Annotated in this window: 10 protein-coding genes; 4 read left to right on the top strand and 6 right to left on the bottom strand. The window is 62.0% G+C overall.

Annotated features, from left to right (window positions below; all coding sequences use genetic code 11):
• Window positions 1-2,271: a bifunctional 23S rRNA (guanine(2069)-N(7))-methyltransferase RlmK/23S rRNA (guanine(2445)-N(2))-methyltransferase RlmL gene (gene rlmKL / locus HU762_RS11435; protein WP_186636689.1), complete on the top strand. Its 2,271-nt coding sequence runs from the start codon at window positions 1-3 to the stop codon at window positions 2,269-2,271.
• Between the two features lie 142 nt (window positions 2,272-2,413).
• Window positions 2,414-4,798, top strand: a complete 2,385-nt coding sequence (locus tag HU762_RS11430) for a GGDEF domain-containing protein (protein ID WP_186636681.1) — start codon at window positions 2,414-2,416, stop codon at window positions 4,796-4,798.
• A gap of 68 nt (window positions 4,799-4,866) precedes the next feature.
• Here the strand turns inward: HU762_RS11430 and dacB are convergent, their stop codons facing one another.
• Window positions 4,867-6,333 (bottom strand): D-alanyl-D-alanine carboxypeptidase/D-alanyl-D-alanine-endopeptidase, encoded by a 1,467-nt coding sequence (gene dacB / locus HU762_RS11425; protein ID WP_186636673.1) that lies wholly within the window; start codon window positions 6,331-6,333, stop codon window positions 4,867-4,869.
• Window positions 6,334-6,565: 232 nt separating this feature from the next.
• Between dacB and HU762_RS11420 the strand changes: the two genes are divergently transcribed.
• Complete coding sequence (locus tag HU762_RS11420) at window positions 6,566-6,910, top strand: YggL family protein (RefSeq protein ID WP_186636667.1); 345 nt, start codon at window positions 6,566-6,568, stop codon at window positions 6,908-6,910.
• Between the two features lie 155 nt (window positions 6,911-7,065).
• Here the strand turns inward: HU762_RS11420 and HU762_RS11415 are convergent, their stop codons facing one another.
• On the bottom strand, window positions 7,066-8,256 hold the full coding sequence (locus HU762_RS11415; RefSeq protein ID WP_186636665.1) for a benzoate/H(+) symporter BenE family transporter: 1,191 nt from the start codon (window positions 8,254-8,256) through the stop codon (window positions 7,066-7,068).
• A gap of 241 nt (window positions 8,257-8,497) precedes the next feature.
• On the opposite strand from HU762_RS11415, the gene HU762_RS11410 reads away from it, so the two are divergent.
• Window positions 8,498-9,262, top strand: a complete 765-nt coding sequence (locus HU762_RS11410) for a GntR family transcriptional regulator (RefSeq protein ID WP_186636663.1) — start codon at window positions 8,498-8,500, stop codon at window positions 9,260-9,262.
• A gap of 125 nt (window positions 9,263-9,387) precedes the next feature.
• Here the strand turns inward: HU762_RS11410 and guaD are convergent, their stop codons facing one another.
• The 4 genes from guaD to xdhA all read right to left on the bottom strand — a co-directional run bounded on the left by guaD (window position 9,388) and on the right by xdhA (window position 15,464).
• Window positions 9,388-10,692 (bottom strand): guanine deaminase, encoded by a 1,305-nt coding sequence (gene guaD, locus HU762_RS11405; RefSeq protein WP_186636662.1) that lies wholly within the window; start codon window positions 10,690-10,692, stop codon window positions 9,388-9,390.
• A gap of 20 nt (window positions 10,693-10,712) precedes the next feature.
• The gene (gene xdhC / locus HU762_RS11400; protein ID WP_186636660.1) at window positions 10,713-11,549 is read right to left on the bottom strand and encodes a xanthine dehydrogenase accessory protein XdhC; all 837 of its coding nucleotides are present in this window, start codon (window positions 11,547-11,549) and stop codon (window positions 10,713-10,715) included.
• A gap of 68 nt (window positions 11,550-11,617) precedes the next feature.
• A complete protein-coding gene (xdhB, locus tag HU762_RS11395) occupies window positions 11,618-14,017 on the bottom strand; it encodes a xanthine dehydrogenase molybdopterin binding subunit (protein WP_186636658.1) in 2,400 nt (799 codons plus the stop codon).
• The gene (gene xdhA / locus HU762_RS11390) at window positions 14,010-15,464 is read right to left on the bottom strand and encodes a xanthine dehydrogenase small subunit (protein ID WP_186636657.1); all 1,455 of its coding nucleotides are present in this window, start codon (window positions 15,462-15,464) and stop codon (window positions 14,010-14,012) included. Before xdhA ends, xdhB begins: the two co-directional genes overlap by 8 nt.
• Window positions 15,465-15,650: the final 186 nt, after the last annotated feature.

Genomic DNA, 15,650 nt, shown 5'->3' with positions numbered 1-15,650 from the left:
ATGTCCGATCGTTTCGAACTCTTCCTCACCTGCCCCAAGGGCCTCGAAGGCCTGCTGATCGAGGAAGCCGTCGGGCTTGGCCTTGAAGAGGCGCGCGAGCACACCTCGGCCGTGCGCGGCATGGCCGACATGGAAACGGCCTATCGCCTGTGCCTGTGGTCGCGCCTGGCCAACCGCGTGTTGCTGGTCCTCAAGCGCTTCCCGATGAAGGACGCCGAAGACCTGTACCACGGCGTGCTGGACGTCGATTGGCAAGATCATATGCTGGCCGATGGCACCCTGGCGGTAGAGTTCAGCGGACACGGCTCGGGCATCGACAACACCCATTTCGGCGCCTTGAAGGTCAAGGACGCCATCGTCGACAAGCTGCGTACGCCATCGGGCGAGCGGCCGTCCATCGACAAGCTCAACCCGGACCTGCGCATCCACCTGCGCCTGGACCGTGGCGAAGCGATCCTCTCCCTCGACCTTTCCGGCCACAGCCTGCACCAGCGTGGTTATCGCTTGCAGCAAGGTGCCGCGCCGCTGAAGGAAAACCTCGCCGCCGCGATTCTGATTCGCTCCGGTTGGCCGCGCATTGCTGCCGAAGGCGGGGCGCTGGCCGACCCGATGTGCGGTGTCGGCACCTTCCTGGTGGAAGCTGGCATGATCGCCGCCGACATGGCGCCGAACCTGCGTCGCCAGCAGTGGGGCTTTACCGCCTGGCTCGGCCACGTGCCGGCGCTGTGGAAGAAGCTTCATGAAGAGGCCACCGAACGCGCTGCCGCCGGGCTGGCCAAGCCACCGCTGTGGATTCGCGGCTACGAAGCCGACCCACGGCTGATCCAGCCGGGCCGCAACAACGTCGAGCGTGCAGGCCTGAGCGAGTGGATCAAGATCTATCAGGGCGAAGTCGCCACCTTCGAGCCGCGTCCGGACCAGAACCAGAAAGGCCTGGTGATCTGCAACCCACCCTACGGCGAGCGCCTGGGCGACGAAGCCAGCCTGCTTTACCTCTACCAGAACCTTGGCGAGCGCCTGCGCCAAGCCTGTCTGAACTGGGAGGCGGCGGTGTTCACCGGCGCCCCCGACCTGGGCAAGCGCATGGGCATTCGCAGCCACAAGCAGTATTCGTTCTGGAACGGCGCCTTGCCGTGCAAACTGCTGCTGATCAAGGTCCTGCCGGACCAGTTCGTCACCGGCGAGCGGCGCACGCCGGAACAGCGTCAGGCCGAGCGTGAGCAGGCCGCCTACGATCAAACCCCGGAAGTACCGCAAGAGCGCCAGTACAACAAGAACGGCAACCCGATCAAACCCGCTCCGGCGCCGGCCCCTGTGGTCGAGTTGGCGCGGTTGAGCGAAGGCGGGCAGATGTTCGCCAATCGCCTGCAGAAAAATCTCAAGCTGCTGAGCAAGTGGGCCAAGCGTGAAGGCGTCGACTGCTACCGGGTCTACGATGCGGATATGCCGGAATACTCCATGGCGATCGACCTGTACCACGATTGGGTGCACGTCCAGGAGTACGTCGCGCCGAAGTCCATCGATCCGGAAAAGGCCTCGGCCCGATTGTTCGATGCCCTGGCGGCCATTCCCCAAGCCTTGAACATCGACAAGAGCCGTGTCGTCATCAAGCGCCGCGAGCGTCAGAGCGGCACCAAGCAGTACGAGCGCCAGAGCGCCCAGGGCAAGTTCACCGAGGTCAACGAGGGCGGCGTAAAGCTGTTGGTCAACCTCACCGACTACCTGGACACCGGGCTGTTTCTCGACCATCGGCCGATGCGCCTGCGGATCCAGAAAGAGGCGGCCGGCAAGCGCTTCCTGAACTTGTTCTGCTACACCGCGACCGCCAGCGTCCACGCCGCCAAGGGCGGTGCCCGGAGCACCACCAGTGTCGACCTGTCGAAAACCTACCTGGACTGGGCTCGACGCAACCTGTCGCTCAATGGTTTTTCCGACAAGAACCGCCTGGAACAGGGTGATGTCATGGCGTGGCTGGAAGCCAGTCGCGACGAGTACGACCTGATCTTCATCGACCCGCCGACCTTCTCCAACTCCAAGCGCATGGAAGGCGTGTTCGACGTGCAGCGCGACCACGTCCAGCTGCTTGACCTCGCCATGGCGCGCCTGGCGCCGGGCGGCGTGCTGTATTTCTCCAACAACTTCCGCAAGTTCCAGCTCGAGGACAACCTGGGTGAGCGTTACGCGGTTGAGGAAATCACCGCCAAGACCATCGATCCGGATTTTGCCCGCAACAGCAAGATTCACCGCGCATGGAAGATCATGGCGCGCTGATGTTCGGCTGATTGGATCCAGGCAGGCCTTGAAACTCAAGGCTCTTGGATCGTCTGGGGGCTGGCTAAAGTGGTGGCAAATAGCTATAACTGAGAGCGTGACCGGGGCTGTACACAAGGCCGGTCCTTTCTGAGTTATGTGTATGGCATTACATCAGGTGCGTCCCAGGATCCTGGGCTTTATCAGCGAAGATGTTTCAGCATGGCTCGTGGCTGCAGTGGTCCTGATGGTGGGCTCGCTGCTGACCGGACTGCTGGCCTGGGGCACGCTGAGCCAGTTCAATCGCCAGTTGCGCCAGCGCTTTGAACTGTTGGTCGAGGAGCGCTATAGCCGCCTCGAAGAACGTTTCCAGGATCAGGAACAACGCCTCGACAGTCTGAGGCGCTTCTTCGCCAACTCCGCCGGGGTTTCCAGCACGGAGTTCCACGGCTACACCGAAGCGTTGCTGCGGCGCACCCGGGCCTTCGCCTGGGCGCCTCGGGTGGCGCGGGAGGAGCGCCAAGCGTTTGAACAACGAGCGCGGGCCGAAGTGTCGAGCACCTTTACCGTTCGTGAGCGGGACGAGGCCGGGATCCTGCGCGAGTCCGCCGAACGGGACGAATACGTGCCGGTGCTGTACGTCCAGAGCCAGCCATCCTATGGCGCGCCGCTGGGCTTGGATTTGCTGTCGCATCCACTGCGCCGTGTCACGCTCGAGCGGGCCCGCCAGCGTAACGCCTTGGTGGTTTCCGAGCCTATCGACCTGATAGGCGTCGATCCGGCCTTTTCCCGGGGTGTCATGCTGGCAGCGCCCGTCCTCGGCCCATCGGCCAGCGAACCGTTCGGTTATGTGGTGGCGGCCATCAGCATGCGCCAGTTGGTCGCCGATGGCCTGCCGGAGGCTGACGATGACAACCTGTCGATGCGTGTGCTTGACGCCGCCCACGGCGAACTTCCAGAAGTCCTGTTCGAAACCTCGAACCGTCCGGGCAAAAGCGATTTGTCGGCAGCACGGCGGTTGCACCTCGGCGACCATGACTTTCGCGTAGAGCTGCGGCCCAGTCGTCTGTTCCTGTCAAGCAATCACTCCAGCGTGGTGAGCCTGACGGTGCTGGGCGGACTGCTCAGCCTGATGCTCAGCGCCTTGCTCTACACGTTGGTCAGCCAGCGGCAGCGGGCCCTGGCGTTGGTGGACCAACGCACCCGGGAACTGCATGCCCGGGAATCGGAATTACGTGGCACTCACGGCCAATTGAAGGGCGTGCTCGATGCCGCGACCCAAGTCGCGATCATCGCCACCGACCTGCGGGGCATCATCACCACGTTCAACGCCGGCGCCGAGCAGATGCTCGGTTACCAGGGCTGCGACGTTTTGCAAAGCATGACCCTGGAAAGCCTCCACGTTCCCCGCGAATTGCAGGAGCGGTCCGCACAGTTGGCGGCCCGCTTCGGCAAACCGATCCCCACGTGCCATGCGATGCTGCTCGAGGGCGGCGAGCAGGGCGGCCAACAGGCGCGGGAATGGACTCTGGTGCGCCGCGACGGCAGCCACTTGACGGTCAACATGCTGGCCACGCCAGTGCTCGACGACCAAGGGCTTTGGGTCGGGCACCTGGCGATCTGCATCGACGTCACCGAACGCAAGCGTGTCCATGAGGCATTGGCCGCGCGGGATATCTTGCTGAAGAAGCTCAGCGCCCACGTTCCCGGCGGCATCTACCAATTCAAAATGGATTTCAACGGCGGATTCAGCGTGATCTACGCCAGCGATGGCATTCGCGACATCTATGAACTGGAACCTGACGTGCTGGTGCGAAACGCCGAAGCGATTTTCTCGCGAATCCATTCGTTGGACAGCGCACGGGTGCGCGCTTCCATCCGCATCTCGGCTGACACCCTGAGCCCTTGGCGTGAAGAGTACCGGGTGCAACTGCCACAGCGCGGCTTGCGCTGGGTGCGCGGCGAGGCAACACCCGAACAGTTGCCCGGCGGCGGGGTGTTGTGGCACGGCTATGTTTCGGATATTTCCGACCTCAAGCGCGTGGAGGAGGAGCTGCGGGCGCTGTCCGTGACCGATGCCTTGACCGGTATTCGCAACCGGCGTTATTTCCAGGAGCGCCTGACCTCGGAGATGGTCCGGGTTGAACGCGGTTCCGGAGAACTCACGGTCATCATGCTCGACATCGATCACTTCAAGCGCGTCAATGATCAGTATGGCCATGCGGTGGGCGATCGGGTGCTGCAAGCGGTCTGCCAGCGAATCATCCAGCGACTGCGCCGCACCGATGTGTTCTGTCGCTTGGGTGGGGAAGAGTTCGTGGTGCTGTGCCCCGACACGGACGCCGAAGACGCCTACACCCTGGCGCTGGGATTATGGGACGGCCTTCGCGGGGCGCCGATCGACGGCGTGGGGGTGATCACCGCCAGTTTCGGCATTGCCAGCTGGCGCGCCGGCGAAGGCGCCGATGCGCTGCTGTTGCGGGCCGACTCCGGAGTGTACGCGGCGAAGCAGGCTGGACGGGATCGAGTCGAGGCGCAGCTGGGGTAGCCATTAGCCTGGATAAAGTCGATTACGGTGGGAGTGAGCAAGCCCACTCCCGGCTTGATTTTATGCGATCAGAGCACCGAAGCCGTCTGCGGCAGTTTCGGCTGGCGGTACAGGTCCAGCAGCACCTGGTCCAAAACCGATGAAGCGCCCCAGGGTTTCGGATCGTTGAGGATCGCAACCACTGCCCAGGTATTGCCGTTGATGTCGCGGCTGTAGCCGGCGATGGCGCGGACGGTGTTCAGCGTGCCGGTCTTGACGTGGGCTTCGCCGGCCATGGCGGTGGTCTTCAGGCGTTTGCGCATGGTGCCGTCGGTGCCGGCAATCGGCATCGAACTGATGAACTCCGCCGAATACGGACTGCGCCAGGCGGCTTGCAGCATCGCCGCCATTTCCCGGGCGCTGACCCGTTCGGCACGGGACAGGCCCGAGCCGTTTTCCATCACCAGGTGCGGCGCGGTGATGCCTTTCTTCGCCAGCCACTGGCGCACCACCCGTTGCGCGGCCTTGGCGTCGTCACCGTCGGCCTCGTTGCGATACTGCGCGCCCAGGCTCAGGAACAGTTGCTGGGCCATGGTGTTGTTACTGTATTTGTTGATGTCGCGGATGATCTCCGCCAGGTCCGGCGAAAATGCCCGGGCCAGCAGCTTGGCGCTATTCGGGGTCGCGGCCAGGCGGTCCTTGCCTTGGATGCTGCCGCCCAACTCTTTCCAGATCGCCCGCACGGCGCCAGCGGTGTAGGTGGCATGGTCGAGCAACGAGAGGTAGGTCTGGGAGCTGCAGCCCTCGCCGAGTTGACCGCTGACGGTCACCGTCATGCTGCCGTCCGCCTGGGGCACCGGGTTGTAGCGCACGCCGCCGGTGCATTGTTTGGAATTGGCGGCCTTGACCACGTTTTCGATACGAATACTGGCGATTGGCGGCTCGACCGAGACCAGCACCCGGCCACCGTCGTTGCGGGCGACGAAGCGCAGCGCCTTGAGGTTGACCAGCAGCGAATCGGGCTTGACCAGGAAGGGTTTGTTTTCGTCATTGCCGTCGTCGTTGAACTCGGGCAACTGCGGTTGGATGAAAAAGCTGCGGTCCAGCACCAGGTCGCCGGTAATTTGCTGCACGCCGTTGGCCCGCAGGTCGCGCATCAGCAGCCAGAGCTTTTCCATGTTCAGCTTGGGATCGCCGCCGCCCTTGAGGTACAGGTTGCCGTTGAGGATCCCGCCGCTGAGGGTGCCGTCGGTATAGAACTCGGTCTTCCATTGATGATTGGGGCCGAGCATCTCCAGGGCTGCGTAAGTCGTCACCAGTTTCATGGTGGACGCCGGATTCACCGAGACATCGGCGTTGTACAACGTCGGGGTGCCCGGGCCGTTGAGCGGCACCAGCACCAGTGATAGGGCGTTGTCTTGCAGTTTGCTGTTCTTGAGGGCCTTTTGCACATTGGGCGAAAGGGCGGTGTTGATGGTGGCAGCGTGGGTATTGACGGGAAGGGCCAAAGGAAAAAGAAGACTGGCCAGAAGCAGTGGGCGCAAAGATTTGATCATTGAAATAAAACCCTACAGGCGAGGGGAAAAAGACGAGGACATGGAAATGAACGCCCTCAACGGTCATGAAAGTGTCGGCATTATGCCCCAAGGCGCAACGGCTTGTGCCGTGCCCAAGCCCATCGAAGCGGTATTTTTTTACCGACGGTAGACGGACATGCCCGATGAGTCGGGCAAACGACGCATCAAACTGGTAAAGTGCCGGCCGTTATTACTTATGAGGATTGTTCCAATGGCGACTAACCGTTCCCAGCGTCTGCGCAAAAAACTGTGCGTGGATGAATTTCAAGAGCTGGGTTTCGAACTGAACCTGGATTTCAAAGAAGATCTGGCCGATGAGGCTATTGACGCTTTCCTCGACGCTTTCCTGAAAGAGGCCATGGAAGCCAACGGCCTGGGCTATGTCGGCGGTGACGACTATGGTCTGGTTTGCCTGCAGAAGCGTGGCTCGGTTTCCGAAGAGCAGCGCGCTGCTGTTGAAGCCTGGCTCAAGGCACGTCCTGAGCTGACCAGCGTTGAAGTCAGCCCGTTGCTGGACGTCTGGTACCCGGAAAAGCCGATCAATCCGGTCGCTTGATTTTCCGATGATGTTCCGAAACCGGCAGCCCGTCTGGGCGCCGGTTTTTTTGTGCCTGTCTGTTGGGTGATCGTTCCCACGCTCCGCGTGGGAATGCCTCTAGGGACGCTCCGCGTCCAGTGACGCGGAGCGTCACGGCTGCATACCCATCTTTTTTAGGCGCTACGCCAGTTCAGGATCAGCAAGGTCAACACCCCCGCCACAATCCCCCAGAACGCCGAACCGATGGAAAACAGCGTCAGCCCCGACGCCGTGACCATGAAGGTAATTAACGCCGCCTCCCGCTCTTTCGCTTCGCTCATGGCGATGCTCAGGCCATTGATGATCGATCCGAACAGTGCCAAGGCCGCGATCGAAAGCACCAGTTCCTTGGGTAGCGCAGCGAACAGCGCCGCCAGTGTCGCGCCGAACACCCCGGCGATCCCGTAGAAAATCCCGCACCAGACCGCCGCCGTGTAGCGCTTGTCGCGATCTTCGTGGGCGTGTGGCCCGGTGCAGATCGCTGCGCTGATGGCCGCCAGGTTGATCCCGTGGGAACCGAACGGTGCCAGCAGCAGCGAGGCGATGCCGGTGCTGGTGATCAATGGCGATGCTGGCACGTTGTAGCCGTCGGCGCGCAGCACGGCGATGCCGGGCATGTTCTGCGAGGTCATCGCCACCACAAACAGCGGAATGCCGATGCTGATGGTCGCTGCCAGGGAAAACTGCGGCGTGGTCCAGACAGGCGTGGCGACTTCAAGGGCGAAGCTGCTGAAATCCAACAGTCCCAGGAAACCCGACAGCGCAGTGCCGACCAGCAACGCCGCGAGCACCGCATAGCGTGGAGATAGGCGCTTGACGATCAGGTAGGTGAAAAACATGCCCAGCACCAGGCCGGTGCGATGCTGGGCGGCGACGAAGATTTCGCTGCCGATCTTGAACAGGATGCCGGCCAGTAACGCCGCCGCCAGCGAGGCCGGAATGCGCTTGACCAGGCGTTCGAAGCTGCCGGTCAGGCCACAGATCGTCACCAGGATCGCGCAGGTGATATAGGCACCGATGGCCTCGCCATAACTCACCCCGCCCAGACTGGTAATCAGTAGTGCCGCGCCGGGCGTCGACCAGGCGATGGTAATCGGCGTGCGATAGCGCAGCGACAGTCCGATGGAACACACCGCCATGCCGATGGAAATTGCCCAGATCCACGAGGAAATCTGCCCGTTGGTCAGCCCTGCCGCCTGGCCGGCCTGGAACATCAGCACCAGGGAACTGGTATAGCCGGTCATCATGGCGATGAACCCGGCAACGATGGCCGAGGGCGACGTATCGGCCAATGGACGAAGTGGCGTGGTCGTGACTTCGGTCATGGTGGGCGGTGGTCCTTGTTGTAGATTGACTGGCCTTGAGGGCCCCGGGTTTCGGGTTTAAGCCTAAACTCAAGACAGTTGCCGATTGCGATACAGCCATGCCCGCAAACAGCCGTACAGTCGTGTTGCCATCAGAGGTTGTGTACAATCGCCGTGTTTTTTACGCAATACTTGCCAGCGACCCGCTGTGCCGTATTACAGTCACGGTTAAATCGCCGCAGTTCTCCCGACTCGAGTGCCCATGAACGAACAGTTGCAGCCCCTCAAGAAACAACCGCGAGCAGGCAAAGCCGGCCGCAGCGGAACCCAGGACGATATTGTCTATGCGCATATTTTCGAGGCCATCCTCGAACAGCGCCTGGCGCCCGGTACAAAATTGAGCGAAGAGGCGCTGGGGGAAATTTTCGGAGTCAGCCGCACCATCATTCGCCGTGCACTGTCACGCCTGGCCCACGAAGGCGTGGTGTTGTTGCGACCCAACCGCGGCGCGGTGGTGGCCAGCCCGAGTGTCGAAGAGGCGCGCCAGGTGTTCTTTGCCCGGCGCATGGTGGAGAAGGCGATCACTGAACTGGCGGTGCAGCACGCCACTGCCGAGCAGCTTGCCGAGCTGCGGCAGATGGTCAGCGACGAGCGCGACAGCTTTTCCCGCGGTGACCGCGGCGCCGGCATCCGCTTGTCGGGCGAATTCCACCTCAAGCTGGCCGAGGCGGCAAAAAATGCGCCGTTGATCAGCTTCCAGCGCAGCCTGGTTTCCCAGACTTCATTGATCATTGCCCAGTACGAGAGCGGCAACCGTTCCCACTGTTCCTATGACGAACATACCCAGTTGATAGACGCCATCGAAGCCCGCGACGCCGCCCTGGCGGTGAACTTGATGATGCATCACATGGACCACATCGACAGCAAGCTCAACCTCGACGAAGAAAGCGCTTCGGATGACTTGCATGCGGTGTTCTCGCACCTGTTGCAGAGCAAGAAGCCCGGGCGTTCGACGGCCAAGCTGTAACCCCGACTCGGATCGTTCCCACGCTCTGCGTGGGAATGCCTCAACGGACGCTCCGCGTTCGGCTCTTGGGACGCGGAGCGTCCCGGGCTGCGTTCCCACGCAGAGCATGGGAACGATCATCAAAACTAGCGCTGATGCACCAATTTGCCGGCCGCATAAGTCTGCGCCACCGTCCGGTCATCCCCCAGCGTCATCAAGACAAACAACCGCTCGGCAATGTCCTTGGCCTGCTTCAGGCGATAGCTCGACAACGGCGTGGCGTTGTAGTCCAACACCAGGAAATCCGCATCGGTGCCCGGTTGCAAGGTGCCTATATTGTTTTCCAGGCGCAAGGCCCGGGCGCCGCCGAGCGTGGCCAGGTACAACGACTTGAATGGGCTCAGTCGCGCGCCTTGCAGCTGCATCATTTTGTAGGCTTCGTTCAGGGTTTGCAGCAGTGAAAAACTGGTGCCGCCGCCCACGTCTGTGCCCAAGCCGACATTCACCTTGTACTTCTCGGCCATTGGCAGGTTGAACAGGCCGCTGCCCAGGAACAGGTTCGAGGTCGGGCAGAACGCGATGGCCGAACCGGTCTGCGCCAGTCGCGCGCATTCGTCATCGCACAGGTGCACGCCGTGGGCGAACACCGAACGCTCGCCGAGCAATTGGTAGTGGTCGTAGACGTCCAGGTAGCCCTTGCGCTCGGGAAACAGCTCCTTGACCCATTGCACTTCCTGCAGGTTTTCACTGATGTGAGTCTGCATATACAAATCGGGGTACTCGCCGAGCAATTGGCCGGCGAGGGTCAACTGCTCGGGCGTGCTGGTCGGCGCGAAACGCGGGGTCACGGCGTAATGCAGGCGGCCCTTGCCGTGCCAGCGTTCGATCAGCGCCTTGCTCTCGTTGTAGCTGGACTCGGCGGTATCGACGAGATAGTCCGGGGCGTTGCGGTCCATCATGACCTTGCCGGCGATCATCCGCAGGTCGAGCTTCTCGGCGACCTCGAAAAAAGCGTTCACCGATTGCGGGTGCACACTGCCGAATACCAGGGCGGTGGTGGTGCCGTTGCGCAGCAGTTCCTTGACGAAAATATCCGCCACGGCGTCGGCGTGGGCCTGGTCGGCGAACTGGCTTTCACACGGGAAGGTGTAAGTGTTGAGCCAGTCCAGCAGTTGCTCGCCATAGGCGCCCACCATGCCGGTCTGCGGAAGATGAATATGGGTGTCGATGAAACCGGGTGTAATCAGTGCGTCTTGGTAATGCGTGATCTCGATATCCGCCGCCAGGGTCGGCAGCAGGTCGTTGGCGTGACCGATGGCGCTGATTTGGCCGTTTTCTACCACCAACAGACCGTCTTCGAAATATTCATAAGACGCCTCGATTCCCACTTCGGCCGGGTCGGCGAGGCTGTGGAGCAGGGCGGCACGGTAGGCTTTGCGTGTCAGGGGCATGGAAGTTTCTCGATAATGAATCAACGCTGGCTGCGGCGTGAAACCGGCAGCAACTTGGCAATGGGTTCGGCGCGCGAAGTGTGCTGACCGAAATCCGCGTTATAGGTGGCGATGATTTCGCCGGCGATGGAGATGGCAATTTCCACAGGCAACTTGCCTTTGACTTCGCCGATCCCCATCGGGCAACGCATGCGTTGCAGGGTGCTGCTGTCGAAGCCGCGGTCGCGCAGGCGATGCTCGAACTTGACCCGCTTGGTCTTCGAACCGATCAGGCCGAAGTAGGCGAAGTCGTTGCGCTTGAGGATCGCGGCGCTCAGTTCCAGGTCGAGCTGATGATTGTGGGTCATGACGATGCAGTAGCTGCCGGCGGGCAACTCGTCGACTTCATCCAGCGGCTCGTCGGTGACGATCTTGCGCACGCCGTGGGGCAGGTGCTCGGGGAACTCCGCTTCCCGTGAGTCGATCCAGCGCACTCGGCATGGCAGGCTCGCCAGCAACGGTACCAGCGCACGACCGACGTGGCCGGCGCCGAACACGGCGATCTGCGCCTGTACCTGGCCCATTGGTTCAAACAGCAGCACGGTGACGCCGCCGCAGCATTGGCCCAGGCTGGCACCGAGGCTGAAGCGCTCCAGATGGGTGTTTTGTTGCCCACTGGCAAGCATCTGCCTGGCGAGTTCCATGGCCTTGTATTCCAAGTGCCCACCGCCAATGGTGTCGAATGCCTGGTTGGCGCTGATGACCATCTTCGAGCCAGCGTTGCGCGGCGTGGAGCCGAGCTCTTCGATGATCGTCACCAGCACGCAGGGTTCGCCGCGATCTTGCAGGTCGGCGAGGGCGCTGATCCAGTTGTACATGTTCACCTCGACTGCTCGTTCCCACGCCCTGCGCGGGAATGCATCTTTGGACGCTCTGCGTCCGCTCTTCAAAGCGAAGCCACTTCGACTTCAACTTTCTCAGCACTGACAACCTTCAACCCGCGCATCTGCTCACACCCCCACAACACCCGCTCCGGTGTCGCCGGGGCGTCGATTTTCGGCTGATGCCTATAGTCGCCCAGGCTCGCCACGGCGTCCTTGATGGCGCACCACGCGGCGATGCCGAGCATGAACGGCGGCTCGCCCACGGCTTTGGAGTGGAACACTGTGTCTTCAGGGTTCTTGCGGTTTTCCACCAACTTGACCCGCAGGTCCAGCGGCATGTCGGCCACTGCCGGGATCTTGTAGCTGGCCGGGCCATTGGTCATCAGCTTGCCCTTGTCGTTCCACACCAGCTCTTCCATGGTCAGCCAGCCCATGCCTTGGATGAAGCCGCCTTCGACCTGGCCGATGTCGATGGCCGGGTTCAGCGAGGCGCCGACGTCGTGGAGGATGTCGGTGCGCAGCATCTTGTACTCACCCGTGAGCGTGTCGACGATGACCTCGGCACACGCCGCGCCATAGGCGTAGTAGTAGAACGGCCGGCCACGGGCCTGGCTGCGGTCGTAGTAGATTTTCGGGGTCTTGTAGAAACCGGTGCTCGACAGCGAGACCTGGGCGAAATACGCCTGCTGCACCAGCGCCTCGAAGCTCAGGATGTGATCGCGAACCCGCACATGGCCGTTGTGGAATTCGACATCTTCTTCGCTGACCTTGTACTGCCGCGCGGCGAATTCCACCAGGCGTTGCTTGATGGTTTCAGCAGCGTTTTGCGCGGCCTTGCCGTTCAGGTCGGCCCCGCTGGAGGCGGCGGTGGGCGAGGTGTTCGGCACTTTGTCGGTATTGGTCGCAGTGATTTGCACGCGGTCCATTTCCACCTGGAACACTTCGGCCACCACTTGGGCGACCTTGGTGTTCAAGCCTTGGCCCATCTCCGTGCCGCCATGGTTCAGGTGGATGCTGCCGTCGGTGTAGACGTGGATCAACGCGCCGGCCTGGTTGAGGAAGCTGGCGGTGAAGGATATGCCGAATTTCACCGGGGTCAGCGCCAGGCCTTTTTTCAGGATCGGGCTGCCTGCGTTGTAGCGGCGGATCGCTTCGCGGCGCTCGGCGTACTGGCTGCTCTGCTCAAGCTCGGCGGTCATTTCCTCGAGCATGTTGTGCTCGACGGTCTGGTAGTAATGCGTGACGTTGCGCTCGGTCTTGCCGTAGTAGTTGGCCTTGCGCACGTCCAGCGGATCGAGCCCCAGGTGCCGCGCAATCGCATCCATTACCTCTTCGATGGCGACCATGCCTTGCGGTCCGCCGAAACCCCGGTAGGCGGTGTTCGACGCGGTGTTGGTCTTGCAGCGATGGCCGTTGATGGTCGCATCGCCCAGGTAGTAGGCGTTGTCGGCATGGAACATCGCCCGGTCGACAATCGACGCCGACAGGTCCGGCGAGCAACCGCAGTTGCCGGCCAGTTCCAAGGCGATGCCGTGCAGGCGGCCGGTGCTGTCGAAACCCACGTCATATTCGATATAGAAGGGGTGACGCTTGCCGGTCATCAGCATGTCTTCCACCCGGGGCAGGCGCATCTTGGCCGGCTGGCCAGTGAGGTGCGCGACGACGGCGCACAGGCACGCCGGGCTGGCGGCCTGGGTTTCCTTGCCGCCGAAGCCACCGCCCATGCGACGCATGTCCACCACGACTTTGTTCATCGATACACCGAGCACCTCGGCCACCAGTTTCTGTACTTCGGTGGGGTTCTGGGTCGAGCAGTAGACGATCATCCCGCCGTCTTCAGTGGGCATTACCGAGGAGATCTGGGTTTCCAGGTAAAAGTGCTCCTGGCCGCCGATGTGCAGCGAGCCCTGGATGCGGTGCTCGGCGCTCGCCAGCGCGGTGGCCGAATCGCCGCGCTGGTGGGTGTGACTGTCGAGTACAAAATGCCGTTTGCGCAGGGCTTCGACGACATCGAGCACTGGCTCCAAGTCTTCGTATTCGATGATCGCGGCCATGGCGGCCTTGCGTGCCGTCTCAAGATCCTTGGCGGCCACGGCCAGTACCGGTTGACCGACGAACTGCACATCATCGATCGCCAGCAGCGGGTCACCGGGCAGCAGCGGGCCGATGTCCTTCAGGCCTGGAATGTCTGCATGGGTGATGGCGATGCGCACGCCCTCGAAGGCGTAGCAAGGCGCGGTGTCGATGCGGATGATCCGGGCGTGGGCGCGGTCCGACAGCCGGGCATACACGTGCAGCTGGTTGGGAAATTCCAGGCGATCATCGATGTACTGGGCTTCGCCGGAAACGTGCTTGGCGGCGCTGTCGTGCTTGACGCTGCGACCCACGCCGGTGGTGAGGTCACGGGCGAACAGTTCGGCCAGTTCGGCTTGGGTCTTCTCTACGGCGTGATGGTTAGACATAAGCGGTCACCCGAGTCTCGATGTGCGGCGTTTGCAGTTCGATGAAGTATTTGCGCAACAGGTTTTGCGCGCTGAGCAGGCGGTATTCCTTGCTGGCACGGAAATCCGACAGCGGCGTGAAATCTTCGGCCAGGGCGACGCAGGCGCGTTCGACGGTGCTCTCGTTCCACGGCGCGCCAACCAAGGCGGCTTCGCAATGCTTGGCGCGCTTGGGCGTTGCGGCCATGCCACCAAAGGCGACGCGGGCGTCACGGACCACGCCGTTGTCGATGCGCAGGTTGAATGCCGCGCACACGGCTGAAATATCATCGTCCAGGCGCTTGGAAACCTTGTAGGCGCGAAATGCCTGTTCGGCGCTGGCCCGCGGCACGATGATCTTCTCGATGAATTCACTTTCCTGGCGCGCAGTGACCCGGTAATCGATGAAGTAATCCTCCAGGGCCAGGGTGCGGCGGACCTGGCCCTTGCACAGCACGATCTGCGCACCGAGGGCGATCAGCAGGGGCGGCGAGTCGCCGATGGGCGAGGCGTTGCCGATGTTGCCACCCAGGGTGCCCTGGTTGCGGATCTGCAACGAGGCGAAGCGTTGCAGCAATTCGCCGAAGTCCGGGTATTCGGCGTTCAGCGCCTCGTAGCAATCGGAGAGCGCGGTCGCGGCGCCGATCTCCAGGCGATCATCGAAATGCTCGATGCGCTTGAGCTCGGCGACGTTGCCGACATAGATCATCACCGGCAGGGTGCGGTGGAACTGGGTGACTTCCAGCGCCAGGTCAGTGCCGCCGGCCAGCAGGCGTGCCTGTGGATAGGCGTCGTAGAGATCGGCGAGGTCGGCCACGGTCAGCGGCACCAGGCAGCGCTTGTCGCCACTATTGAGCTCGCCGGTTTCGGTGGGCGCGATGGCTTTGAGGCGCGAAATGGTCTCGGCCTCGCCGGCGTCGAACTGGTCTGGCTGTTTAGCGCAGCAGGCTTGGTCGGCGGCGGCCAGGATCGGCCGATAGCCCGTGCAGCGGCACAGGTTGCCGGCGAGGGCTTCATGGGCTTTGTGGGCGTCGGGTTGCTCGCTGTTTTTCTGCAGGGCGAACAACGACATGACGAAGCCCGGCGTGCAGAAACCGCACTGCGATCCGTGGCAATCGACCATCGCCTGTTGGACGCTGTGCAGTTGGCCCTTGTGCTTGAGATCCTCGACGCTGATCAGTTGCTTGCCGTGCAGCGACGAGACAAAGGTCAGGCATGAATTGAGGCTGCGGTAGCGAATGCGTTCGCGACCGCTTTGGTCCGTGTCCAATTCGCCCACTACCACCGTGCAGGCACCGCAGTCGCCGCTGGCGCAGCCTTCCTTGGTGCCGGATTTGCCGACGTGCTCACGCAGATAGTTGAGCACGGTCAGGTTCGGGTCCAGGGCATGCTCGCTACGGAGTTCCTGGTTGAGTAAAAACTGGATCACGGAAGGCCTCGCAGATTCATTATTGTTGTATCGACGTGGGCCGAATTTAGCAGGTCTGACTTTTCGGTCAATGATTTTCTGACTTAAAGGTCAAGAAAATCCGTTTTGTCGATAAGCAACGGATGAGTTCAGTATTGACCCTGGGTTCCTCCTCTGCTTTTTTGCTTATATCGTGCCAAAAACCCG

The sequence above is a fragment of the Pseudomonas sp. SWRI92 genome (assembly GCF_014268685.1).
In the GTDB taxonomy this organism is placed as follows: Bacteria; Pseudomonadota; Gammaproteobacteria; order Pseudomonadales; family Pseudomonadaceae; genus Aquipseudomonas; species Aquipseudomonas marvdashtae.
This window is presented reverse-complemented; position numbering and strand designations above follow the sequence as displayed.